This is a genomic window from Pseudomonas sp. GL_090, assembly GCF_057837765.1.
Genome location: NZ_CM174452.1, coordinates 4,832,850 through 4,848,719 on the forward strand (window position 1 = coordinate 4,832,850; position 15,870 = coordinate 4,848,719).

The window sequence follows — 15,870 nt, forward strand, 5'->3', positions numbered from 1 at the left end:
CCCTTGCAAGGCTTAGCCCACCCGTCGCGTGGGCGTCGTTATCAATTGTCACAAAGTCTGAATGGGCAGTTCATGGAATCCAGACATACTTGCCGCCTTGACCGACCGAGAAGCCTTATGCCCCGGCGATTATTCAAACGCTACATGCCAGACCCGATGAGCATCAGGGAACACAAATCCTTACGCTTTCTCGGCACGCTGCTGCATGACCCGAACCTGTGGCACCTCAACCGCCACTCCGTTGCCCGCGCCATGGCGGTGGGCCTGTTCGCCGCTTTCCTGCCGATCCCGCTGCAGATGCTGCTGGCGGCAATCCTCGCCATCATCGTGCGCGGCAACATGCCGATTGCCGTGAGCCTGGTCTGGCTGACCAACCCGATTACCATGCCGGCCGTGTTCTTTTGCACATACCAGACTGGCGCCTGGCTGATGGATGTCCCTGCCCGGACGTTGCCGGACTCGCTGACCTGGGAATGGATCAGGGGCGAAATCTCGACCTTGTGGCAACCATTTCTGCTGGGCTCGGTGGTGACGGGGCTGGCACTCGGTGCATTGGCCTACTTTCTGGTCATGATGTATTGGCGCTGGTGGGTGGCCAGGCAGTGGAAGCGGCGCAAGAAGAGCCGGATGTGAGCATGCAAAACGGCCTCCACTTGGGAGGCCGTTTTTTTGCGGTGTCTGAACTAAAGCTATCGCGAGCAGGCTCGCTCCTACAAGGGTTTGCTGCGGGTCAGGTACGCATCCCGCGGCCACTTACCAGCAACCGCGCACTACCGAGATACAGCACCACGGTCGCCACCAGCATGAAGGCGATGGCCACGCTGATGCGGATATCCGAAACGCCCAGGATGCCGTAGCGGAACGCGTTGACCATGTGCAACACCGGGTTGGCCAGGGACACGGTCTGCCAGAACGGCGGCAGCAAGGTGATCGAGTAGAAGACCCCGCCCAGGTAGGTCAGTGGCGTCAGCACGAAAGTCGGAATGATCGAAATGTCATCGAAGTTGCGGGCAAACACGGCGTTGATGAAGCCCAGCAGCGAGAAGATCGTCGCGGTCAGCACCACCACCAGAATGGTCACGCCCAGGTGATGCACCTGCAAGTGGGTGAAGAACAGCGACAGCAGGGTCACGATGATCCCCACCATCAACCCGCGCAGCACACCGCCCAGGGTGTAGCCGATCAGAATGGTGTGTGGCGACAGCGGCGAGACCATCAGTTCTTCAATGGACCGCTGGAACTTGCTGCCGAAGAAACTTGACACCACGTTGCCGTAGGAGTTGGTGATCACCGACATCATGATCAGCCCCGGCACGATGTACTCCATGTAAGTGAAGCCACCCATGTCGCCGATCTGCCGACCGATCAGATTACCGAAGATCACGAAGTACAAAACCATGGTGATCGCGGGTGGCAGCAGGGTCTGCGGCCAGATCCGGGTGAAACGCCGGACTTCACGGTAAACGATGGTGTTGAGGGCAACGAGGTTGGGGCGCAGCTCGGAACTCATACCGCCACCTTCGACAGATTTTTCTCCACCAGGGACACGAACAACTCCTCGAGGCGATTGGTTTTGTTACGCAGGCTCAGCACTTCGATGTTCTGCTGCGCCAACTGAGTGAACAGCGCGGTGATGCCCATGGACTTGTCCACCTGGACTTCCAGGGTGTGGCCGTCGATCAGCCGGGACGGGTAGCCGAGCAACTGAGGCGCCACTTGCAACGTGTTCTTCATATCCAGCAGGAACGTTTCCACATGCAATTGGCTGAGCAACTGCTTCATGCTGGTGTTCTCGACGATGATGCCGTGGTCGATGATGCCGATGTTGCGGCACAGCTGTTCAGCCTCTTCCAGGTAGTGGGTAGTGAGGATGATGGTGATGCCTTTCTGGTTCAGCTCGGTGAGGAAACTCCACATCGAGCGACGCAGTTCGATGTCCACCCCGGCGGTCGGTTCGTCGAGGATCAGCAGACGCGGTTCATGAACCAGCGCGCGGGCGATCATCAGGCGACGCTTCATGCCGCCGGACAATGAGCGCGACGGCACGTCCTTCTTGTCCCACAGGCCGAGCTGGGTCAGGTACTGCTCGGCGCGTTCCTTGGCGATTTTCGCCGGGATGCCGTAGTAGCCGGCCTGGGTCACAACGATGTCGAAGGTCTTTTCGAACTGGTTGAAGTTGAATTCCTGAGGCACCACGCCGATGGAGCGCTTGAGCTGCGCAGGATTCCTGTCCAGGTCGTGACCGAAGATATTCACCGTGCCGCTGGTCTTGTTCACCAGGGTCGAGAGGATGCCGATGGTCGTGGATTTGCCGGCGCCGTTGGGGCCGAGCAAAGCGAAAAAGTCACCTTCGGCGACATCCAGATCGATACCACTCAGGGCCTGGAAACCGTTGCCGTAGGTTTTGGTTAGCTGCCGGATGGACAGAGCGGAACTCATATCTGATTTACGCACCAAGAAGGGAAGAAAGGAGTAAGTATGGGCGGCGGCGAACAATACAACCGCAGCGACCTGGCACAATGGTGCTTGTCGCCGCCACACAAGTACAGTCAAGCGTGTCGATAGTGAGTATTAAGTCAACGCGGTCATGACCGCCTTTTGATACGCCGGACGCTGTTTCAACCGCGCGTACCAGGCCTCCAGATGCGGTTGCGGCGCACGTTCGATCGGCATCTCGAACCAGGCATAAATGAAACTGCCCAAGGGAACATCGCCCATGCCGATCTCGTCTCCGGACAGGTAGGGCTTGTTCGCCAACGCCTGATCGGCCATTGCCAGCAACGTCTCGCATTCCTTGATCGCCGCCTTGATGGCAGGCCAGTCCTGTTGGTCTGCCGGGGTACGCAGCACGCCCCAGAACACCGTACGGAACGGGCCGGCAAAGCTTGAGGTGGTCCAGTCCATCCACTTGTCGGCAGTAGCGCGAGCCTTGAGATTGTTCGGGTACCAGGCCGTGCCGTCGGCATGCAAGGCCATCAGGTAACGCACGATGGCGTTGGATTCCCACAACACAAAACCGTCGTCTTCAATGACAGGCACGCGACCATTGGGATTCATGGCGCGGTATTCGGGCGTATCGACAACACCAAAGGCGCCACCGGCATCGATCGCCTCGTAGGCCAGTCCAAGTTCTTCGGCGGCCCACAATGGCTTTCTGACATTCGACGAATTTTTCCGACCCCAGATCTTCAGCATGACCGCCTCTTTTTCGGTAAGTGGGCAGGCAGCATACGCCGGATCAGCCGCGACTCAAATCGCTCTGCATGTCGCCCAGCAGCGGTTGCTGTTGCTCACCGAACAGGTGCGGATAGCATTTTTCCAGGTGTTCGAAAAAGAACGCTTCAGGTACGTCGGCGAACTGGCCGTGATCGACGAGATACTCCATCAGCTTCTCGCCATCGCGGTTGAAGGGATGAAAAACACTGTCGTTGATCCCGTCGAATTCCAGCGGCGCCACATTGAACAGATCGCAGAGTTTGCGGTTGAACGCTGGCGTCGCCTTGACCCAGCGATTCTGCAAATAGAACTCGGTGTAGCCGTGCATGGCGAACATGTCGCTCTTGAGCAATTCAAGCAGCCGTGGCGTCGACAGATGATTGCGCACATCCGCCAGGCCGATCCGCGCGGGAATCCCGCAATGCCGCGCTGCACCGGCCAAAAGCGTGGCCTTGGGCACGCAGTAACTCTCCCCGGTCGCCAGCGCATGACTGCCGCGCAGGGTCTGCGGATCGCGACTGAATGTGTAGGGGTTGTAGCGCACCGCTTCGCGCACGGCGTAATAGAGACTGATCGCCTGCTCCAGCGGATCGCGACTGGCACCACGGTGCTTTTCGGCGAACTCCATCACGGACGGATGGTCACTATCGATGAAGCGGCCGGGACTCAGATACTCGTGCATGAGAATAATCTCCAGAGGAAGCCCCGAGTCTAGCGAGAGCTTCAGCACAGAGATAACGACGTTTCGGCCAAACATGGGCGCTTTGCCGCTCGTTCAATAAACGCTTTTCCCACGATTCCAATCACATCGCTCCGACCAGCCTGTTTCGCGGATGCCGTCTAAGCTCTGTGGGCTGGTTCGCCCTGGTTTCACGGAGGAATGAATATGCTGCTGTTGTGGATACTGGTTCTGCTGGTCGGAATTGCTTATTTGGCCCACCGCCGCATCGCCCCGCTGCCTGCCTTGGTCATCGTGGCCGTCTATGTCGTGGCCATGGGCGCTTTCAGCCGTGCGCCTGGCTGGTTGCTATTGGTTTTCTGGATCTTGATTGCCGCCGTCGCCGCGCCTTTGCTGCTGCCCGACCTGCGCCGCAAATTGTTCAGCGCGCCGATGTTCAACTGGTTCCAGAAAACCCTGCCGCCGATGTCGCAAACCGAACGCGATGCCATTGAAGCCGGCACGGTCTGGTGGGACGGCGAACTGTTCAGTGGCCGTCCGGACTGGAGCAAACTGCTGTCCTATCCCAAAGCGCAATTGAATGAAGAGGAACAGGCTTTCATCGACGGGCCGACCGAAACACTCTGCACCATGGTCAATGAGTGGCAGCTCAGTCAATCCATGGATCTGCCGCCCGACGTCTGGACCTTCATCAAGGACAACGGCTTTTTCGCCCTGATCATCCCCAAGGAGTTTGGCGGCAAGGGCTTCTCCGCCTACGCCCACTCGCAAGTGGCGATGAAACTGGCGAGCCATAGCGGCGACCTCGCCTCCACCGTGATGGTCCCCAACTCCCTCGGTCCGGCCGAACTGTTGCTGCACTACGGCACCGATGAACAACGCAATCACTACCTGCCACGCCTGGCACGCGGCGATGACATCCCGTGCTTTGCCCTGACCGGGCCGCTGGCCGGCTCCGACGCCGGCGGCATGCCGGACTCCGGGGTGATCTGCAAAGGTGAATGGGAGGGCCAGGAAGTCCTCGGCCTGCGCCTGAACTGGGAGAAGCGCTACATCACCCTCGGCCCGGTGGCCACCCTCCTCGGCCTGGCCTTCAAGGCCTACGATCCTGATCACCTGCTGGGCGACAACGAAGACCTGGGCATCAGCCTGGCGCTGATTCCGACTAACATCGCCGGCGTCGAGATCGGCCGCCGGCATCTGCCGTTGGGCGCCGCGTTCATGAACGGCCCGAACTCGGGCAAGGACGTGTTCGTTCCGCTGGACTTCCTCATCGGCGGCCAGGAGATGCTCGGCAAAGGCTGGATGATGCTGATGAATTGCCTGTCGGTCGGGCGTTCGATTTCCCTGCCGGCGGTGGGTACCGGCATGGCCAAGTTCACCAGCCTGGTCACGGGCCAATACGCTCAGGTTCGCGAGCAGTTCAATGTGCCGATTGCCGCGTTCGAAGGCATCCAGGAAGCCATGGCCCGCATTGGCGGCAACGCCTGGATGATGGACGCCGCCCGCATGCTGACCGCCAACGCGGTCGATCTGGGCGAGAAACCGTCGGTGCTGTCGGCAATTCTCAAGTACCACCTGACCGAGCGCGCCCGCGACTGCATCAGCGATGCCATGGATGTGCACGGCGGCAAGGCGATCATCATGGGGCCGAACAATTACCTCGGCCGCAAATGGAACTGCGCGCCGATTTTCATCACCGTCGAAGGCGCGAACATTCTCTCGCGCAACCTGATGATCTTCGGCCAGGGCGCAATCCGCTGCCATCCCTTCGTGCTCAAGGAAATGGCCCTCGCCGGCCGTGAAGACAAGGATCAGGCGCTCAGAGAGTTCGATGGCCTTTTGCTCAAGCACATCGGTTTTGCCGTGGGCAACTCCGCCAGTACGCTGGTGCTCAATCTCGGTTTCGGGCACCTGGAGCACACCCCGGGCGACAAACTCAGCCAGGGTTACTTCCGCGCCCTCAACCGTCAGGCCGCCGCATTCGCCCTGCTCGCCGACCTCAGCATGATGTTGCTGGGCGGTGCACTGAAACGCCGCGAACGCCTGTCCGCACGGCTGGGCGACGTACTGAGCAACCTTTACCTGGCGTCTGCCGCGCTCAAGCGCTACAACGACCTCGATTCACCGCAGTACATGGAACCTCTGCTGACCTGGGCCATGGAAGAAAGCCTGGGCCAGGCGGAACGGGCCATGGATGAGTTGTTGAATAATTTCCCGAACAAAATCGTCGGCTGTCTGTTGCGAGTGATCGTGTTCCCGTTCGGTCGCCGGCACAAAGGGCCATCGGACAAACTCGGTGCCGAAGTCGCCGGGGTGATTGGCCGCGCCAAGGGCGACCCGGCACTGGAGGAAGTGCTCCTGGGTTGCTACCGCCCGCAAACGAGCGACGATCCGGTCGGCGCATTGCAACACGCCTGCAATCTGTTGAGCGCTGCACAGCCGCTGCAGAAAAAACTGCATGTGGCGCTCAAGAGTGGCCAGGTCAAACCGGTGGCCGGTGAGTCGGTGATCGATGCCGCCCTCGAGGCGGGTGTATTGCAGCCAGTGGAAGCCCAAACCCTGCGTGAAGCCGAGGCGGCCCGGCGCAAGGTGATCGATGTCGATGACTTTGACCAAAAGGCTTTGGCACTGGCCAAGGGAAAAGTCCGCTGATCCCTTCAAGCATGTAAAAACGGGCGCGGGCGCTTTATACTCCCGCGCCCGTTTTGCTCTTGAGGACTTATCTCGTGTCCAACATCGTTGCCGATCATCTCGTTTTACTCGACCACCTGCGCAGCATCCTGGTCGCCGTAGGTGAGGCCGAGCAGGTTCCCGAAGAAAGCCATGCCTTGTTCCTCGAGCGCTTCGACGAATTGCTGGCGTCACTGCCGATCGATCCGATCGAAAGCCAATACCTGGGCCAGGACATCCTGACTCAAGTCATTTCCCGTTATCCGCAAATCGCCCACCTGATTCCACGGGATCTGCTGTGGTATTTCGCCGGTGACTGCCTGCACTACTTGTCCGATGAAGAAATCGACCTGTATCAGGCACTGGAAGAGCGTCGCTTCGAAGCCGAACAGAACGACGAACCTTTCGACTGGAACCAGGAAAAGCAGCTGCTGGCGCTGTCGAACCAGGACAGCAAGCACTGATCTTCAATCCGTGATGCCAAAGGCCCGCATGCTTGAGTATGCGGGCCTTTTTTGTTTATGGCCTTCAGCGCAACCCGCCGGTTTCAGGCAACCGCACTGTACTGCGACCTTGCCCGCCCGCCTGATTCGAACCTTTGCACCAATAGTTTTCTCTCTAACTCATGGCACTTTGGTTTGATTGAACTACCTTCAAACTACAAGAAGTCATAACGGCTCGAGTTTCCACGTTAGCTTCAGCGATCAGATAGCGGACTGGCAAAAGGAGTTACCTCACCATGATCCTGGCAGGCGTTTTCCGGCTCTGTACCTGCATTGCCGATTACTTTCAGGGGAAATCAGGACAGCAGACAGTGCCGTCCATGGCCGCGAATATCGCTCTTGCCGGCAGTCCAGGTCACCGGGTCACTGAAAACCGTTTCAGCAAAGGTCGCTCGCTGTCCCGCCAGATCAGCGAATTGAGCCCGCGCGCACGTAGCACGCAAGGAATAACGCCAAGGCCATGGATGAGTGGTTTGGCGCATTGGGGGGGATAGCCCGATCCCCGTGAAGTGATCCGAGACAACTCAGTCCGCCTAAAGACGGTCTATCCAGTGAGGATGTACTTAATGAGCCTTCGTACCGTGCCCGCTTTCAAGCGAATTTTCCATGGCCTGTTCTGGATCGGCCTCAGCGTGGAAGCGGCTCAGGCCGCGCCGGCCAATTGCCCGCAACTGGACAATTGGCCGACAACGTACGAGGTCGGTCAGGGACTGCAGAATGAACTGCGCAGCCCCGTTCCGGTCACGCAACTGGCGGTGGGCGATCCGAAAATTGCCGACGTGCAACCCAGCGGCAGCAACGCCTTCATACTCACGGGCATTGCGCCGGGGACCACCAGCCTGATGGTCTGGACCGCCTGTTCGAAAACGCCGCGCCAAAGCATGGTGTTCGTCAAGGGCAAGGCCACGTCGGCGCTGACCAGCGCGCCGTCGGTGCCTTCCGACGACCCGCTGCTGCCGAGCCAGGTGCAGACCGATATCCGCTTCGTTGAAGTCAGCCGAACCAAGCTCAAGGAAGCCTCCGCCTCGATTTTCGGCGTCCGGGGCAACTGGCTGTTCGGCTCGCCGAGAACCTTGCCCACCATTGGCGGCATTGTCTCGCCGTCGATACCGGTGAGAAACGACCAGTTCAACCTCACGTTTGCTACCGGCAGTACCCTGGTGGCACTCAACGCGCTGGAGGGCAGCGGTTTCGCCTACACCCTGGCGCGGCCAAGCCTGGTAGCGCTCAGCGGGCAAAGTGCGAGCTTCCTGGCCGGCGGTGAAATACCGATTCCGGTGCCCAGTTCAGGCAGCGATAGCGTGTTCATCGAGTACAAGGAGTTCGGTATACGCCTGACCCTGACGCCAACCATCGTCGGGAAAAACCGTATCGCGCTGAAGGTGGCGCCGGAAGTCAGTGAACTGGACTTCACCAACGCAGTGAGCATTGCCGGCACGGTAGTCCCAGCCCTGACCGTGCGCCGTACCGATACCAGCATTTCTCTGGCCGACGGCGAAAGCTTCGTCATCAGCGGCCTGATCAGCTCCCACAACGACTCTCAGGTGAACAAGTTTCCGGGGCTGGGCGATATCCCGGTTCTGGGCGCGTTTTTCCGCGACAACACCATCAACCGTGAAGAGCGCGAACTGCTGATGATCGTCACTCCGCATCTGGTCCAGCCACTGGCTGCCAATGCACAACTACCGTCATTGCCTGGCGAGCAGCTGCGCAATTACGACCCGAACTTCTACCGCATGTTTTTCCTGGAAAATGGCGACTTCGACAGTCTCAGCGGGCTCTCGCAATGAACCGAAGCCTGAACCGGACTGACCTCGCCCTCACTCGTAACGGTGGCTTTGAACGCTTGCCGGGCCAGCTTTACTGCCATTGGCCAGACGTTCAACGTGTTGTCGCCAAGGGGCATTCGATGAAAGCAGTCATTGCAATAGCGGCGACATTAATGCTCGCAGGTTGTGCCAGCAATGGCATGACTTCGCGGCCGGCCAGCTGTGCCAAGCCCGGTTCGGAGCAAGAACTGGCCCTGAACCTGGCCGACAACATGGCCGAAGAAGGCCGTTTGTATGCCAGCCTGGCGAATCTGGAAGGTTTGCCCGATAGCGTGGTCCAGGTTCGCCTGCGCAAGGCTCGGGTGCTGCGCCTGATGGGGCGTAGCGGCGACGCGCAGCCGTTGTACGAAAGCTTGCTCGGCACCTGTCTGGCGGCTGAAGGGGAACATGGCCTGGGCCAGTTGGCCGCCGCCAAAAATGATAACGCCACCGCTGCCACTCACCTTGAGCGTGCGGTGAAGATGGCCCCCACCGACGACAGGATGCGAAATGACCTGGGAGTCGTCTACCTCAATCAGCGACGGATCCCTGAAGCACGCTTTGAGTTCATGACCGCCATGGAGCTCAAGCAGGCAAACACACTGGCGGCACTCAATATGGTGACGTTGCTGATCTACCAGGATAACTGGAAGGCGGCAGCCGAACTCGTGACCCGCGCCGACTTGAGCCCCAAGCAAGTCGTAGAGGCTCAAAACCGCGCGGAAAAACTCAAGGCCTCCGCCAAAAAAGTGGTGGCCTCCGAGGGGAATCGCAAGACTGAGGTAGCCGATGCCTCTTCCAGTGCGAACAAGTAGAACGTACGAGGAGTCGAGATGAATACCAAACGGCTGTTGATCCTGTGCACGGCTTGCCTCTCAACCACTGCCTGGGCCATTGAGCCGGGCCCCTCTTCACCATATCAACAAGGCACCGAGCAGTGGTTGCAGTTGCAGATTCGCGGTGTGGTTGCCTCCCCTCACCTGCAAACCGCTTCGGCTACCGAACGTGACCTGGCCATGCAGCGCTGGCTCAATAGCTTCAACTACCCGATTCCGGAATTTTATGACCAGGATACGGCGGGAGAAATGACCATCGGTGACTGAGGCATGTCGATGGATGATCAACCTCCGGCGAAGTCCAGAGTAGCCTGGCTGCAAAGCCGGGCTTGATGTCGAGTGCAGGAAAGCAGTACTAGCTACACATTATCCAATCCTTACCGAATCACCCCCGAAACTGCCGCAGGCTACGATCCTCTGAATTAAAGGTCCAGGCAACGAATTGCCTGCCAGAAAAATCAGAAGATCGCAGCCTGCGGCAGATGTGTAGATCAGGCTCGGGTGGCCAGGCCATCGCACTCGACAGCCTCCGCCGTTTTACCTCACCCGAATGCTTTGAGTACCCCGATCAAGGCGGGGCCGATAGCGACCAGAAAGAAGCTCGGCCATAGACAGAAAATCAGTGGAAATATCAGCTTGGTACCGATTTTCGCCCCCATCTCTTCGGCGGCCTGCGTACGCCGGTCACGGAACTCTTCGGCATAGATGCGCAAGGTGTCGGCCACGCTGGTACCAAAACGGATACTCTGGGCCAACAGGTTGACCAGACCTTGTACGTCATCCAGCCCAGTGCGCACAGCCAGTTGCTTGAGCGCCGCGGTACTGGAAATACCCGCGCGGATTTGTGCATTGACCAGGGCCAGTTCTTCAGCCAGTTCAACCTGACTGACCGACATCTCCTCAGCCACCCGTTCGATGGTCGTGGGTAAGGCCAGGCCCGACTCCACGCACACCACCATCAGATCCAGCGCATCCGGAAACGCGGCGCGCAGCCGGCCTTGTCGCTTCTGTTTGCGCTTGGCGACATACAGCGCTGGCACCAACCATCCGATACCCGCCACCAAGACCACCAACAGCAGCCCCATGATCAGAGAAACCTTGGGAATCATCGGCAACAGCAGCAACGTAATACCGATCAGTAACAGCGGTAGCATCAAGCGCACTGCCCAGTACATCTGCACCGCCGACGAGGAGCGGTACCCCGCATGCATCAACAGGGTCTGGGTGACGGATGTTTGAGTCGACTCGGCCGAGGCAAAGCGCTGGCCGACCCGCTCCAGCAGTAGTTGCAGGTTACCCGGAGCGTCCTGCCCGGTCGCGTTGCCTAAATGACCACGCTTGATCAGCGCCAGCCGACGCTGCACAGGATCCTGAAGCCCTATCATCAGCAGGATCACGGCACCCACCGCAAGTACCGTACTCAAACCGATCGCGCCAAGGAACAACAGGCGCGCCATCTCCTCGTTCCCCGTGACCCGACTGAATAACCCGAGTAAAAAGTCCATGGCCTGTACCTCCCGGCAGCGAATACCGCTTAAACCTGAATCCGGATAATTTTGCGAATCCAGAAAATCCCCACCAACATGGCACCAAAAGCCCAAAGTATCAGCCTATGGCCCACAGGATCATTGAGCAGCAACGGCATGTATTTAGGGGTAGTGAACAAAATCACAGCCGCCAGTACGAAGGGAATGGCCACCAGTATCCAGGCCGACATCCGCCCTTCGGCCGACAGGGTTTTGACTTTGCGCTGAAAGCGGAAGCGCCCGCGGATCAGCTGACTCAGACGCTCCAGCACCTCGGTCAGATTACCGCCGGTCTCGCGATGGATAAGGAGCGAGGTCACCAGCATCATCACCGTCATGCTTGGCATCCTCTCCAGCAGACCGAGCATGGCCCGGCGCACATCGTTGCCATAGTTGATATCAGAGAAGGTCAGGCCGAACTCATGAGCCACCGGTCCCTTGTGTTCCTCGGCCACCAGGCGCAGGGTTTCGTTGAAGGGGTGTCCGGCGCGCAAAGCGCGGCACATCGCGTCCAGCGCATCCGGCAGGCCTTCCTCGAACGCAGCGAAACGTTTGCCACGGTCGCGAGAGATTTTCAGTATGGGTAACCAGAAGACCGCGAAACCCGCCAGCAGCGCCATCCACCAGACTGACCAAACCATCCAGATCAAGATACCCGCCCAGACACCCAGCACCAGCCCGAGCAGCAATACCCGATAGGCCCGGTATTCGTGCCCGGACTGCTCGATCATTTGCGTCAATGCCTCCATAAAGGGCAGCTTCTCAAGCCCGGCCTCCAATGGCGACAAACGCGTCAGGTATTTCTGTCGCAACACGGTCTGCATGCTGGACTGATTGTTGGCTTTCTCCAGTACATGCAAGCGGCCACGAATACGCTTGCGCATCTTGCCGACCTCGCCGAATACCGGCACCGTCACGCCCTGGGACAAGAGGAAGACGGCAATAAACACCATGCCGAGGAACATCAGAATGAATTCACCGGGAACCTGGTTCATGATTGCCGTGCCTCCATCCACTCGGGCCTGAACATCGCAAGCGGCAACTCGATACCACGCTTGGCCAGTACATCGCGGAAGGCGGGGATCATACCGCTGGGCCGAAAATCACCGAGTACTTCGCCGTTTTCGCCCATGCCGTGGCGCACGAAGGAGAAGATTTCGGTCATGGTGATGATCTCGCCCTCCATACCGTTGATCTCCTGCACACTGACCAGGCGGCGCTTGCCGTCCTCCTGGCGCTCCAGCTGGATGACCACTCCGATGGCCGAAGCGATCTGTTGGCGCATGGCCTTGATCGGAAAGGTCGCCCCAGTCATCGACACCATGTTCTCGATTCGCCCCAATGCATCGCGCGCGGTGTTGGCATGGATCGTGGTCAGCGAGCCGTCGTGACCGGTGTTCATCGCCGTCAGCATGTCCAGCGCCTCGGCGCCGCGCACTTCGCCGATCACGATGCGGTCCGGCCGCATCCGCAGGCTGTTACGCACCAACTCCCGCTGACTCACCTCGCCACGCCCCTCGATATTCGAAGGCCGGGTTTCCAGACGCACCACGTGGGGCTGCTGCAGTTGCAGTTCGGCCGAGTCTTCGATGGTGACGATCCGCTCGTTGTGCGGAATGAAACTGGACAGCACATTGAGCATGGTGGTCTTGCCGCTGCCGGTACCACCGGAAATCAGCACGTTCAAGCGCCCACGGACAATCGCCTTGAGCAGCAGGGCAATGGCCGGGGTCAACGCCCCCACCTGGATCAGACTGTCGGTATTGAGCAGGTCCACGGAAAAGCGCCGGATCGACATGCTCGGGCCGTCGATGGCCAGCGGCGGGATAATCGCATTGACCCGTGAACCGTCCTTGAGCCGCGCATCCACCAACGGCGAGGACTCGTCGATACGCCGACCCAGGCTGGAGACGATGCGGTCAATGATGTTCAGCAAATGCTGATCATTGCGAAAACGCACATCAGTGCGTTGCAGCTTGCCGAAGCGCTCGACATACACCGAGTCATGCCGGTTGACCAAAATGTCGGACACAGTGTGATCGGCCAGCAGCGGTTCCAGAGGCCCCAGACCGAGCACCTCGTCGGTGATCTGCTTGATGATCAACTGGCGGCTGGAAGTACTCACCGGGGCCGAATGCTCATCGAGCAGGCGCTGGCAAATTTCGCGAATCTGCCGTGCGGCCTCAGCCTGTTCCAGGGAGTCCAGCAAGGACAAGTCCATGACCTTGAGCAACTGCTGGTAGATCTTTTCTCGCCACTCGGCTTCCACCGGGGTGACCTGACTTTTGGTTTCGTAAAGAACGTCCGGTGTCGCGCGCTCCCACGCCATTATTTCCTCGGCCGGATCCGGCTGGTCGTCGCCCGGCTGGTTAGCCGACGATGCGGCGGGTTTACCGGACTGTTTGCGCAAGCGGTTACGAAAGTCGCTGATCATGGGTCACCCCCCGAAAAAACGGTTGAAGGCACGTTTGAACACACCTTTTTTTCTAGCCATCTGATGACCGACCAGCTCATCGGCCACGTTGCGCAGGGCAGCGGTGATCGCCGCCTTCGGCGCATGCAGCTCCAACGGCACGCCAGTGTTCTGACTCTGGCTGACCTGGTTGAAGTCGTTGGGTAATTTCGACAGGTTCGTGCAGCGCAGCGCCTCGCCGATATCCTTGAGGCTGACCGCTGCCGCCTTGTCATAACGGTTGACCACTATCTGCAACTGATCCCCACGTACGCCCAGGTCTTCGCGAAGAATCCGCACCAGGGAGCTGGCATCGCGTAGATGGCTGACGCTTTGCTGCACCACCACGTACACCCGATCCACCTGCTCCAGTACGGAACCGGTGAGGTGGTCGATTTGCCGTGGCAGATCGATCACTACCCAGTCATAGCTGGCGCGAGCCAACTGCATGAGGGTGTCGAGTTGCTCAGGCTGGGCATCCTGCGGCAAACACAGCTCACCGGCCCGGCCACCCAGCACATGCAAGGTCGGGCTGAAGTGGCTGCAAAAACCCCGTAGCGCGACACTGTCCATGCCGTCGATCTGATGCAACACCTCCAGGTGGCTGTGGGTTTGCGCCACATCCAGGTAGTGCGTCACGCTGCCAAATTGCAGGTCCATATCCAGCAACAGGGTACTGCCCCCCTTCATGCTGAGCTGCTGAGCCAGATTGCAGGCCAGCATGGTGCCGCCGGATCCGCCCTTGGCGCTGATCACGGCGAGCAATTTCCCGTCTGTCCCGCTGCCGGTCCGAACCTCCATGACCAGCCGATTCAAGGCGGCGACCAGTTCCGTCTCGGCGACGGGCTCCGGCAGCACGTCACGGGCGCCGGCCTGCATCGCCAGGCGCATGCTTTCCTGTTCGCTGAGCAGACCGCACACCAACATCGGCGGACGCTCATGGGCCGGCCGCTGCAACAGTGCCGACAGCTCTTCCCGCCACAGGTGGCTGACGCGCAACAGCAACAGATCGGGCATCCGGTCCAGGCCGTAGAGCGGGTCGACATGCCCATTGCTCACCAGGCGAGTGCTGACCTCAAGGCTGGGCATGCGTTGGCAGACGCTCTGCAGGTCGCGTAACGACGTGGCATCACGACTGCTGATCAGCAACCGTAGCCCTGCTTTGCCGGTCGAGGCAGAGAGTGGATTTTCCTTGGTATTCAGCATGGCGTGATCTCCCCGGAATCGGAATGACGCCCGAGGCTTTCGCGTGGCAACGTTGCCCTGAATGTAGGCAATGTAATGGGCACGCCGAACCCGGGAATGAACAGATTGAAAACGAAGTTTTGCAGGCTCAACCGGACATAGCGGATGGCACGAAAACCGTTGGCGCTGACAGTGTCAGCGGGGTTGGCCACCTGAGCACCATTGACGTCCAGATAGGTCAGCGTCAGATGGGTGGTGGCCAGGCTGCCGATCAGCTGGCTATTGCCTGCATCGCTTGCCGCATTGAAGATCGCCCGCCGCAACACCACCGGATCGCTGATATTGCACACCGCTGCGAGGCGCGTACCACGGCGTACGGCTTCATCCAGAGCATTGACCGTAATGTACAAGCGGCCCATTTCCACTACCCCGAACAACACTGTGAACACCAGCAGACCTACGATGGCAAACTCCACGACATAGGTGCCGCGCATGTGTTTTCTGTTCATCACAGTGCCCTCATCACGGTAGTGGCGACCAACGGAATGCCCAGTGCAATCGAATTGCCAAAAAAACCGGGAAGCGATCCGGCGCAATTGCCGGCGCCAATCACAGGGCAGAACGTATAAGTGATGGTGACCCGCACATGGTCAGTGCCCACGGCGGCGACGACCACGTTGCCAGGCGTTAACCCTGAAATCACAGCGGTCCCGGTGTTGGCAGGCACGCCATAGACTGCAACGTTTTTCGTCTGGGTCTGCAGCGTATCGCTCAGAGCAACCTTGCCCAGCGTCGAGTCCCAGGCCTGGCTGGCGACAAAACGGTCGGCATCGCGACTGGCCTGCAGCAACAAGTTGTACTGATAGAACATGCGGCCGAACTCACCGAAACCCAGTAAGAGCAAAAGCAACACCGGCAGGATGAGGGTGAACTCCACCATGGCCAGGCCTTGCTGGCGCTGACGATGTTTAAATCCGTGAAGTCTCATGACG

General features: G+C 59.3%; 16 protein-coding genes. 6 read left to right on the forward strand and 10 right to left on the reverse strand.

Features of this window, described 5'->3' with window-relative positions:
- Positions 1 to 117: 117 nt before the first annotated feature.
- The gene (locus tag AC3ITA_RS21670) at positions 118 to 633 is read left to right on the forward strand and encodes a DUF2062 domain-containing protein (RefSeq protein ID WP_095942614.1); all 516 of its coding nucleotides are present in this window, start codon (positions 118 to 120) and stop codon (positions 631 to 633) included.
- 97 nt (positions 634 to 730) lie between these two features.
- Here AC3ITA_RS21670 and AC3ITA_RS21675 read toward each other — a convergent pair whose 3' ends face one another.
- The 4 genes from AC3ITA_RS21675 to AC3ITA_RS21690 all read right to left on the reverse strand — a co-directional run bounded on the left by AC3ITA_RS21675 (position 731) and on the right by AC3ITA_RS21690 (position 3,898).
- Positions 731 to 1,510: an ABC transporter permease gene (locus AC3ITA_RS21675; RefSeq protein WP_008054107.1), complete on the reverse strand. Its 780-nt coding sequence runs from the start codon at positions 1,508 to 1,510 to the stop codon at positions 731 to 733.
- On the reverse strand, positions 1,507 to 2,439 hold the full coding sequence (locus tag AC3ITA_RS21680) for an ABC transporter ATP-binding protein (protein WP_095942615.1): 933 nt from the start codon (positions 2,437 to 2,439) through the stop codon (positions 1,507 to 1,509). The genes AC3ITA_RS21675 and AC3ITA_RS21680 overlap by 4 nt, the downstream gene beginning before the upstream one ends.
- Before the next feature lie 132 nt (positions 2,440 to 2,571).
- Positions 2,572 to 3,195 carry a glutathione S-transferase family protein gene (locus tag AC3ITA_RS21685; protein WP_095942616.1) on the reverse strand — a complete coding sequence of 208 codons (624 nt, stop codon included), beginning with the start codon at positions 3,193 to 3,195 and terminating at the stop codon, positions 2,572 to 2,574.
- Between the two features lie 43 nt (positions 3,196 to 3,238).
- Positions 3,239 to 3,898 carry a transglutaminase-like domain-containing protein gene (locus AC3ITA_RS21690; RefSeq protein ID WP_489278349.1) on the reverse strand — a complete coding sequence of 220 codons (660 nt, stop codon included), beginning with the start codon at positions 3,896 to 3,898 and terminating at the stop codon, positions 3,239 to 3,241.
- A 204-nt stretch (positions 3,899 to 4,102) separates the two neighbouring features.
- Between AC3ITA_RS21690 and AC3ITA_RS21695 the strand changes: the two genes are divergently transcribed.
- The 5 genes from AC3ITA_RS21695 to AC3ITA_RS21715 all read left to right on the forward strand — a co-directional run bounded on the left by AC3ITA_RS21695 (position 4,103) and on the right by AC3ITA_RS21715 (position 9,982).
- Complete coding sequence (locus tag AC3ITA_RS21695; protein WP_489278350.1) at positions 4,103 to 6,550, forward strand: acyl-CoA dehydrogenase; 2,448 nt, start codon at positions 4,103 to 4,105, stop codon at positions 6,548 to 6,550.
- Between the two features lie 74 nt (positions 6,551 to 6,624).
- On the forward strand, positions 6,625 to 7,032 hold the full coding sequence (locus AC3ITA_RS21700) for a PA2817 family protein (RefSeq protein WP_007991629.1): 408 nt from the start codon (positions 6,625 to 6,627) through the stop codon (positions 7,030 to 7,032).
- 605 nt (positions 7,033 to 7,637) lie between these two features.
- Positions 7,638 to 8,861 (forward strand): type II and III secretion system protein family protein, encoded by a 1,224-nt coding sequence (locus tag AC3ITA_RS21705; RefSeq protein ID WP_150672622.1) that lies wholly within the window; start codon positions 7,638 to 7,640, stop codon positions 8,859 to 8,861.
- A gap of 119 nt (positions 8,862 to 8,980) precedes the next feature.
- Complete coding sequence (locus AC3ITA_RS21710) at positions 8,981 to 9,694, forward strand: tetratricopeptide repeat protein (RefSeq protein ID WP_150672621.1); 714 nt, start codon at positions 8,981 to 8,983, stop codon at positions 9,692 to 9,694.
- A gap of 18 nt (positions 9,695 to 9,712) precedes the next feature.
- Positions 9,713 to 9,982, forward strand: coding sequence for a DUF3613 domain-containing protein (locus AC3ITA_RS21715; RefSeq protein ID WP_150672620.1), 270 nt, complete (start codon positions 9,713 to 9,715; stop codon positions 9,980 to 9,982).
- A gap of 275 nt (positions 9,983 to 10,257) precedes the next feature.
- Here the strand turns inward: AC3ITA_RS21715 and AC3ITA_RS21720 are convergent, their stop codons facing one another.
- The 6 genes from AC3ITA_RS21720 to AC3ITA_RS21745 are packed head-to-tail and all read right to left on the reverse strand — an operon-like array spanning position 10,258 to position 15,866.
- A complete protein-coding gene (locus AC3ITA_RS21720) occupies positions 10,258 to 11,220 on the reverse strand; it encodes a type II secretion system F family protein (protein ID WP_150672619.1) in 963 nt (320 codons plus the stop codon).
- 29 nt (positions 11,221 to 11,249) lie between these two features.
- Positions 11,250 to 12,236 (reverse strand): type II secretion system F family protein, encoded by a 987-nt coding sequence (locus AC3ITA_RS21725; RefSeq protein ID WP_489278351.1) that lies wholly within the window; start codon positions 12,234 to 12,236, stop codon positions 11,250 to 11,252.
- The gene (locus tag AC3ITA_RS21730) at positions 12,233 to 13,675 is read right to left on the reverse strand and encodes a TadA family conjugal transfer-associated ATPase (protein WP_489278352.1); all 1,443 of its coding nucleotides are present in this window, start codon (positions 13,673 to 13,675) and stop codon (positions 12,233 to 12,235) included. Before AC3ITA_RS21730 ends, AC3ITA_RS21725 begins: the two co-directional genes overlap by 4 nt.
- Before the next feature lie 3 nt (positions 13,676 to 13,678).
- Complete coding sequence (locus tag AC3ITA_RS21735) at positions 13,679 to 14,899, reverse strand: AAA family ATPase (protein ID WP_150672616.1); 1,221 nt, start codon at positions 14,897 to 14,899, stop codon at positions 13,679 to 13,681.
- Entirely contained in the window at positions 14,893 to 15,387 is a 495-nt protein-coding gene (locus AC3ITA_RS21740) for a TadE/TadG family type IV pilus assembly protein (protein ID WP_150672615.1), read from the reverse strand. The genes AC3ITA_RS21735 and AC3ITA_RS21740 overlap by 7 nt, the downstream gene beginning before the upstream one ends.
- Positions 15,387 to 15,866: a TadE/TadG family type IV pilus assembly protein gene (locus AC3ITA_RS21745; RefSeq protein WP_150672614.1), complete on the reverse strand. Its 480-nt coding sequence runs from the start codon at positions 15,864 to 15,866 to the stop codon at positions 15,387 to 15,389. Before AC3ITA_RS21745 ends, AC3ITA_RS21740 begins: the two co-directional genes overlap by 1 nt.
- Positions 15,867 to 15,870 lie beyond the last annotated feature (4 nt).